The sequence below is a fragment of the Streptomyces sp. NTH33 genome (genome assembly GCF_003236365.1).
Taxonomy (GTDB): Bacteria; Actinomycetota; Actinomycetes; order Streptomycetales; family Streptomycetaceae; genus Streptomyces.
Map to the genome: position 1 here is coordinate 1 of NZ_POTZ01000382.1, position 6,701 is coordinate 6,701.

Below are 6,701 nucleotides of genomic sequence, written 5' to 3' on the forward strand. Positions count from 1 at the left end.
CGGAGGCGGGGGTGAACCGGTAGACGGTCGCCCCGCTCCTGCCCGAGCCCCTGGACCACGTCCTGCTGCAGGCGGACCTCACGGCGGTGGCGCCCGGCGTGCTCCCCGGCGGCCGGTGCGGGCGGCGGCACGCCCAGCAGCGCCCGCCCGTGCGCGGACAGCGCGCCGCGTCCCGTGACGCCGAGCAGTTCCGCCTCGGACAGCGTCCACCGGGCCAGCCGGCCGCGCAGGTCGTCCTCCTGCCGAGGTCCGCGCGAGGGGTGCTCCCAGTGCAGCCGGGCCAGCACCGACTCGGCGGAGGGCGCGGTGCCCTCGGGCAGGTGGGCGAGCAGGGTGAGCACCCGGTGCCGTACCTCCGGTGCCGCCGAGCGGTCCAGTCCGGGGCCGAGCGCCGACAGCGCGCGGTCCTTGGCGTCCCGCCCGCCGACCAGCCCCGGTGTACGGGTGGCCGTCAGCCAGGCCGCCGCGAGGTGGGCCCAGCGTTCGGCGGCGGGCCGCTCCCGCCACTCGTCGTGGGCAGGGGTGGCCGCGTACCGCTCGTCCACCTCGCCGTCGGAGGCGATCAGCCCGGCCGCGTAGGCGAGTTCGACCCAGAAGGCGGCCACCGGCTCGGGCACGTCGAGGGCGACGGCGGTGCGCTTGAGGTCGCGCACGCTCAGGCCGCCCGCGCGCAGCACGTTCGGCCCGCCCTCGTCCCAGTCCTTCAGCAGCTCCTCCACGGTGGCCAGGGCGGTGTACGCCTGCCCGGCCGCGGCGGCGTCCACAGCCTGTGGACGGTGCGTGGCGGCCGCCTCGACGGCGGGCGGCACCGGCTCGGGCGTGCGGTGGGCGCGGCCCCCGCGCAGATGCAGGGCCGCCTCGCGGGGGAGGACGACGGTGCCGGGCGCCGTGGGCAGCAGCAGCCCGCGATCGAGCAGCCGGCGGAGATGCGGTGCCGGATCGGGCGTGACCTGGCCGTAGGGCGGCCCCCACACCAGGCGGTCCAGTACCTCGCGGGAGTCGGCCGGGAGTCCGGCGAGCAGCGCGGCCATCCGCTCGCGGTCGGTGAACAGCGCGGTGAGCGAGGCGACCGCGGAGACGGAGTCGTGGGTGGAGGGCAGGCCGGCGGTGGCCAGGATCTCCTGGATCCGCCCCGGCGACATGCCCGCCGTCGCCTCCCGCACCGTCGGCCCGAGCCCGGTCGGGGAGGGGTGCTGCGGTTGCGGGACGAGCAGTTCACGGGCCGTGCGCACCAGGCGCAGCCGGTCGTCGCCGCCCCAGACGAGGGCCTGCTCGCGCAGGGTGCCCAGGGCGCGGGGCAGCGCGGCGGCGACGGCGGGGTCCTGGGCGTCGGAGGCCATCAGGCCGAGCAGTTCGCCGTACGTCGCCGGGTCGCCGGCCACCGCGAGGGCCTGAGCCGTCTGCAGGGCGAACCGGTCCAGCCGCTCCAGGGCGCGCACCACCGAGGCGCGGGTCCCGGCGCGGGTGGCGAGCTGGGTGAGGTCGGTCGGGACCGGCGTGATGAGATCGGGGCGGCTGCGCAGGAGCGCGGCCAGGCAGGCGTCGTCGCGCGCGCGGAGCGCTTCCGCGAGGGAACGCGGAGCCGACGGTCGCTCATCACTGCTCATCCGACCCACGGTAGCGGGTCGCGGTCCCCGGGGACCGCGTCCGCGGCCCCCCATCGGCCCGAACGGCCTCGTCCTCGAACTCCCCCGAGCTCTTCGAGCAGGGGGGTCCCCAGGACGGGCTGCCGGCGCTCACCCTGCGATACCTTCTCCCCGCGGGGTAATCGGCCAGCCACCCCGGAGGGGTTCCGTGGGGATCGAGAGCGATCAGGTCGTCTACGAGTATCTGAGCCGCGTCGGGGACGTCGCCCAGCAGCGGCAGCTGTCCTCGGCCACCCGGATGCGCCTGGTCTCCCATCTGCGCAACGAGATCGACCGGCACCGCGCCAAGGCCGCCGTGGACAGCCCCGCCGCCGTCCGCCGCATCCTCGACCGGCTCGGCAGTCCGGACGAGGTCGTCACGGCCGCGGCGGGCGGTACGGGCGCGGCGGGCGGCACGGGCGAGGCGGGTCCGCGGGCGCCGGAGCCGGCCGTGCCCGCGCAGCGGGACGCGGAAGCGGACCAGGAGGAACGGCCGAAGGGTCTGCGCAGGGTCGTACCGCGGCCCCGTCCACCGCAGCCGAAGGCGGGCCCCGTGCCCTTGGACGGCCCGTCCCCGCCGCACCTGGCGAGCGCCGCGGAGCTCGGCGACCCGGCCGCGCGCCCCGACTGGTGGCGCCTGGACAGCAGCCCGTTCGGGGCCGGCGACGACGTGCCCGGCTTCACGGGGGGCGTGGAGGTCCCCGAACTGCTCAGGCCCCCGCCGCCCAGGGAACCCGCCGGGCCCGGTCCCGCACCCGGGACGGCCGCCGACGCGGACGCGGCAGCGGTGGAGGCGGCCGGCCCGGAGGAGGTGCCGGCCACGCGCCGGCGTCTCGGCCTGCCCCTGCTCAAGGCGCGCTGGAGCAATCCGCTGCTGCTGCTCGCGGCCGGGCTGCTGGTCGTCGGCGCGGTCCTCGGCAACCTGCTCGCGCTGCTGTTCGGCTGGCTGATCGCGTACGGCTCCCGCCGGCTGACCCCGAGGGAGTCCAAGTGGGCCGTCATGGGCATGCCGGGCCTGGCGCTCGCGGCCGGAGCGGTGTGGCTGTGGGGGCGTACCGACGACCGCTGGGGCACCCCCATCGCCCAGGGCCACATGAACGACGCGGTCCAGCAGACCTGGCCGTGGGTGGTGCGGGCCGCGGCCGTGCTCTCGGCCCTGTTCCTGCTCTGGCGCTCGCAGCGCCGACGGTAGGCGCGGACCGGAGACGGTCGTACGTCACACGGGCCGGTGCATGTCACACGGGCCGGGCGGCTGCCCGCCCGCCCGCCTGGGCACAATGGCCCATATGACCTCGCGCCTCCTGACCGTCGGCTTCGACCTGGACATGACCCTCATCGACTCCCGCCCCGGCATCCGCGCCTGCTACCTGGCGCTGTCCGAGCGGACGGGGACGTACATCGACGCCGACCTGGCGGTCACGCGGCTCGGGCCGCCGCTCGCGCAGGAGCTGGTCAACTGGTTCCCGGCCGACCAGGTCGAGGCCGTGGGGAACCTGTACCGGGAGATGTACCCGGCGTACGCCGTCGCCGCCACGCCCGCGCTGACCGGCGCCCGCGAGGCGATAGCGGCCGTACGGGAGTCCGGCGGGCGGGCGATCGTCGTCACCGCCAAGCACGAGCCGAACGCCAAGCTGCACCTGGAGCACCTGGCCCTGGAGCCGGACGCGGTGATCGGCGACCTGTGGGCCGAGCAGAAGGCCCAGGCGCTGCGCGAGTACGGCGCGGGCGTGTACGTGGGCGACCACGTCGGCGACGTGCGCGGCGCCCGTACGGCAGGCGCTCTCTCGGTGGCGGTGGCCACCGGGCCGTGCGACGAGCGGGAGCTGCGGGCGGCGGGCGCGGACGTCGTCCTCGCCGACCTGACCGGCTTCCCGGACTGGCTGTCCGGCTACCGCGAGTCGCCGCGCGCCTGACGGCGCCCCGCCGCGATCGACCGGAGCACACCGGCGCCCGCGATCAGGAAGCCGGCGCCCATGAGCATGCTCAGGCCGAACATGTACGTCGGGAAGGGCTTCGTGCCGAGGAGCAGCGGCGCGATCGTGACGAGCGTGGCCACCGCGCCGACGAAGAACACGATGACGCCGGCACGAATCAGCCCTTCACCGGCCGAGGGGGAGTTCGTTTGGGTTTCTTCACGCACCCGACCAGGGTAGTTCCCCGCGCGGCCCGCGTCGGCGCTGGTCGAGAGCGTGCGGCCGGTCGAGGGCGTGCCGCCGGCCGGGAGCGTGCGGCCGGTCGGGGGAGTGCCGCCGGCCGGGAACGTGCCGCCGGAACGTCCTCCGGGTCCGGAATCAGGTTGCCGCCGCATGCCCTCCGTGTGCTGAGATATCCCTTGTCTCCCCTCACTCCCGGCGAGCGACTCCCCACCGGTCGGCCAGGTTCGGCCGACTGGCGTGGGCGGGCTTGACGAGGGGTAAAGAGCTGGGGAGGCTTCGGGACAACGGCAGGCAAAAGCGAGCGCTAGATAGCCTGACCTGCGGCAACAGTGGTTCGGCTGACCGGTGAGATGGGGTGCGTGCTTTGCCTACCGGCAAGGTCAAGTGGTTCAACGCTGAGAAGGGCTTCGGCTTCCTCTCCCGCGACGACGGCGGTGACGTCTTCGTCCACTCCTCGGTGCTCCCCGCCGGAGTGGACACGCTCAAGCCGGGGCAGCGAGTGGAGTTCGGGGTGGTCGCCGGACAGCGTGGCGACCAGGCCCTTTCCGTGACGCTCCTGGAGCCGACCCCGTCGGTCGCGGCCGCCCAGCGCAAGAAGCCGGACGAGCTGGCCTCCATCGTGCAGGACCTGACCACCCTCCTGGAGAGCGTCGGCCAGAACCTGGGGCGCGGCCGCTACCCCGACAGGGCCCACGGCAAGAAGGTCGCCGGCCTGCTGCGCGCGGTCGCCGACCAGCTGGACGTCTGACCCGGCGGACGGAACTGGAACCGGGACCGGAACCGGGACCGGGACCCGCGGGACTACGGGAACCTCAGCGCGTCCGGGCCGAGGGGCGGCACGAGCCCCTCGGCCGCCGCACGCGTGAGCAGCCCGCGGACCGCCGCGTAGCCGTCCTCGCCGAGGCCGGCGGTGAACTCGTTGACGTACAGGCCGATGTGCTGGTCGGCGACGGCCGGGTCCATCTCCTGGGCGTGCTCCATGACGTACGCCCGGGAGGCCTCGGGGTCGTCCCACGCGGCCCGTACGGACGCGACGATCGAGTCGGCGAGCCGGGTCAGCGCCTCCTCGCCCAGCGACCGCCTGGCGATGATCGCGCCGAGCGGGATCGGCAGCCCGGTGGTGTCCTCCCAGTGCTCGCCCATGTCGGCGAGCCTGTGCAGGCCGTAGTCCTGGTACGTGAAGCGCGCCTCGTGGATGACGAGTCCCGCGTCCACCTTCCCGTCCCGTACGGCGGGCATGATCTCGTGGAACGGCATGACCACGATCTCGCCGACCCCGCCGGGGACGGTGTCCGCCGCCCACAGCCGGAACAGCAGGTACGCCGTCGACGTCTCGCTCGGCACCGCGACCGTACGGCCCGTCAGTCCCCCACTGCTGAACGCGTGGGAGGTGCCCCCAGCCTCCGGCTCCCTCGTCAACACCAGCGGCCCGCAGCCCCGGCCCAGCGCGCCGCCGCACGGCAGCAGCGCGTACTCGCCGAGGACGTACGGCAGCACGGCGTACGACACCTTCAGCACGTCGTACTCGCCGCGCTCGGCCATGCCGTTGGTGACGTCGATGTCCGCGAAGGTGACGTCGAGCGCGGGCGCGCCCGGGACGCGTCCGTGGGCGAGGGCGTCGAAGACGAAGGTGTCGTTGGGGCAGGGGGAGTAGGCGATCCGCAGTCGCGTGCTGTCAGGGCTCATGGGGGTTCCACCTCGTGAGGACGGGCGCGATTTTCCCGAAGCCCTCGGTCAGGGCGGTCAGCGCGTCGCCGATGCGCCAGGCGGCGCGGTCGCGCGGGCCGACGGGGTTGGAGACCGCGCGTATCTCCAGCACCGGGACGCGGTGCGCGGCGGCCGCCTCGGCGACTCCGAACCCCTCCATGGCCTCGGCCAGGGCGCGGGGGTGGCGGGTGCGCAGGGCGCCGGCCCGGGCGGCGGTGCCGGTCACCGTCGAGACGGTCAGGACGGTGCCGGTACGGGCCCCGGCGGCGGTCGCGATCGCCCGTACGAGTGCTTCGGGTGGACGGTGGGTGACGGTGCCGAAGCCGAGTTCGGTCACCGGCAGGAAACCGTCGCCGGTCTCGGCGCCCAGGTCGGCGGCGGTGATCTCGTCGGCGACGACGAGCGAGCCGAGGAGCGCGGCGGGCGCGAAGCCCCCGGCGACACCGGCCGAGACGACGAGGTCGTAAGGGGTGCCGCCGAGCGCGGCGGCGGTCAGGGCGGTGGCGGTGGAGGCGGCGGCGAGGGCCGGGCCGACGCCGGCGGCGATCAGGTCGTGACCGCCGGAGCGGTGCACGGTCACCCCGGGCAGCGCCAGCTCACGCACGGGCTCCGTGAACGCCTGTGCCACCGCTTCCCGTTCGGCCGGGACCGCGGTGGCGACGAGTACGCGTACGGAGGGCACCGGGTACGTGGTCAGGAATTCTTCTGAAGCTTGAAGGACCACACGCCCAGGGTGCTCTTGTCGCCCTGCTTGACGGAGACCCAGGTGGAGTTGCCGCTGGCGCCGTACTGGGCGTTGAAGAACACGCTGCCCGGGATGGTGCGGTACGTCTTCGTGCTGGAGTCGGTGAGCGGCTGACCGTTCATCAGGATGGTCCAGCCCTTGTCCGCGATCTCCGGGTCGACACCGAAGCGGACGGTCTCGTCGGGGTCGACCTTGATCGTCTTGTCCGACTTCAGGCACTTCAGCAGATCGGTGGCCTTGATCGCCTGGCCGTCGTTGTAGCAGGTGGCCTCCGAGGTCACCGAGCTGTCGCCGACGGTGAGCGTGGCCATCGGCGTCGGCTTCTCGCAGGCCGACAGTACGAGCAGTCCGGCGGAAACGGCGCCGGCAGCGGCGACAGCGCGGCGGCGTCGCACGGCGGAATGCAGCGTAGTCATGCCCGAAGGTTATCGGGCACGCCGGTCGGACCGTTTACGCGGGGGGTGCGGC

At 74.6% G+C, this 6,701-nt stretch carries 7 protein-coding genes and 1 pseudogene; 3 read left to right on the forward strand and 5 right to left on the reverse strand.

The genetic code is table 11. The features are described from left to right. Positions 1–1,607, reverse strand: a pseudogene (locus tag C1I97_RS27960) (hypothetical protein); the annotation flags it as partial. A gap of 187 nt (positions 1,608–1,794) precedes the next feature. Here C1I97_RS27960 and C1I97_RS27965 point away from each other — a divergent pair. Further along, positions 1,795–2,817, forward strand: a complete 1,023-nt coding sequence (locus C1I97_RS27965; protein WP_111005916.1) for a hypothetical protein — start codon at positions 1,795–1,797, stop codon at positions 2,815–2,817. 94 nt (positions 2,818–2,911) lie between these two features. Beyond that, the gene (locus tag C1I97_RS27970; protein ID WP_181446953.1) at positions 2,912–3,538 is read left to right on the forward strand and encodes an HAD family hydrolase; all 627 of its coding nucleotides are present in this window, start codon (positions 2,912–2,914) and stop codon (positions 3,536–3,538) included. Here C1I97_RS27970 and C1I97_RS27975 read toward each other — a convergent pair. Further along, the gene (locus C1I97_RS27975; protein WP_111005922.1) at positions 3,514–3,765 is read right to left on the reverse strand and encodes a hypothetical protein; all 252 of its coding nucleotides are present in this window, start codon (positions 3,763–3,765) and stop codon (positions 3,514–3,516) included. The two genes, C1I97_RS27970 and C1I97_RS27975, sit on opposite strands and share 25 nt — an antisense overlap. Positions 3,766–4,145: 380 nt before the next feature. Here C1I97_RS27975 and C1I97_RS42535 point away from each other — a divergent pair, with 380 nt between their 5' ends. Continuing rightward, positions 4,146–4,529 carry a cold-shock protein gene (locus C1I97_RS42535; protein ID WP_111005917.1) on the forward strand — a complete coding sequence of 128 codons (384 nt, stop codon included), beginning with the start codon at positions 4,146–4,148 and terminating at the stop codon, positions 4,527–4,529. A 53-nt stretch (positions 4,530–4,582) separates the two neighbouring features. Here C1I97_RS42535 and C1I97_RS27985 read toward each other — a convergent pair whose 3' ends face one another. The 3 genes from C1I97_RS27985 to C1I97_RS27995 are packed head-to-tail and all read right to left on the reverse strand — an operon-like array spanning position 4,583 to position 6,649. Continuing rightward, complete coding sequence (locus C1I97_RS27985; RefSeq protein WP_111005918.1) at positions 4,583–5,467, reverse strand: 1,4-dihydroxy-6-naphthoate synthase; 885 nt, start codon at positions 5,465–5,467, stop codon at positions 4,583–4,585. Then, positions 5,457–6,212 (reverse strand): futalosine hydrolase, encoded by a 756-nt coding sequence (locus C1I97_RS27990; protein WP_181446954.1) that lies wholly within the window; start codon positions 6,210–6,212, stop codon positions 5,457–5,459. The genes C1I97_RS27985 and C1I97_RS27990 overlap by 11 nt, the downstream gene beginning before the upstream one ends. After that, positions 6,182–6,649 carry a DUF2771 domain-containing protein gene (locus tag C1I97_RS27995; RefSeq protein WP_111005920.1) on the reverse strand — a complete coding sequence of 156 codons (468 nt, stop codon included), beginning with the start codon at positions 6,647–6,649 and terminating at the stop codon, positions 6,182–6,184. The genes C1I97_RS27990 and C1I97_RS27995 overlap by 31 nt, the downstream gene beginning before the upstream one ends. Positions 6,650–6,701 lie beyond the last annotated feature (52 nt).

Excerpts from the sequence above, each read along its gene's own strand:
- C1I97_RS27970 (WP_181446953.1), top strand. The coding sequence starts at position 2,912 with ATGACCTCGCGCCTCCTGACCGTCGGCTTCGACCTGGACATGACCCTC.
- C1I97_RS27985 (WP_111005918.1), bottom strand. The coding sequence starts at position 5,467 with ATGAGCCCTGACAGCACGCGACTGCGGATCGCCTACTCCCCCTGCCCC.
- C1I97_RS27995 (WP_111005920.1), bottom strand. The coding sequence starts at position 6,649 with ATGACTACGCTGCATTCCGCCGTGCGACGCCGCCGCGCTGTCGCCGCT.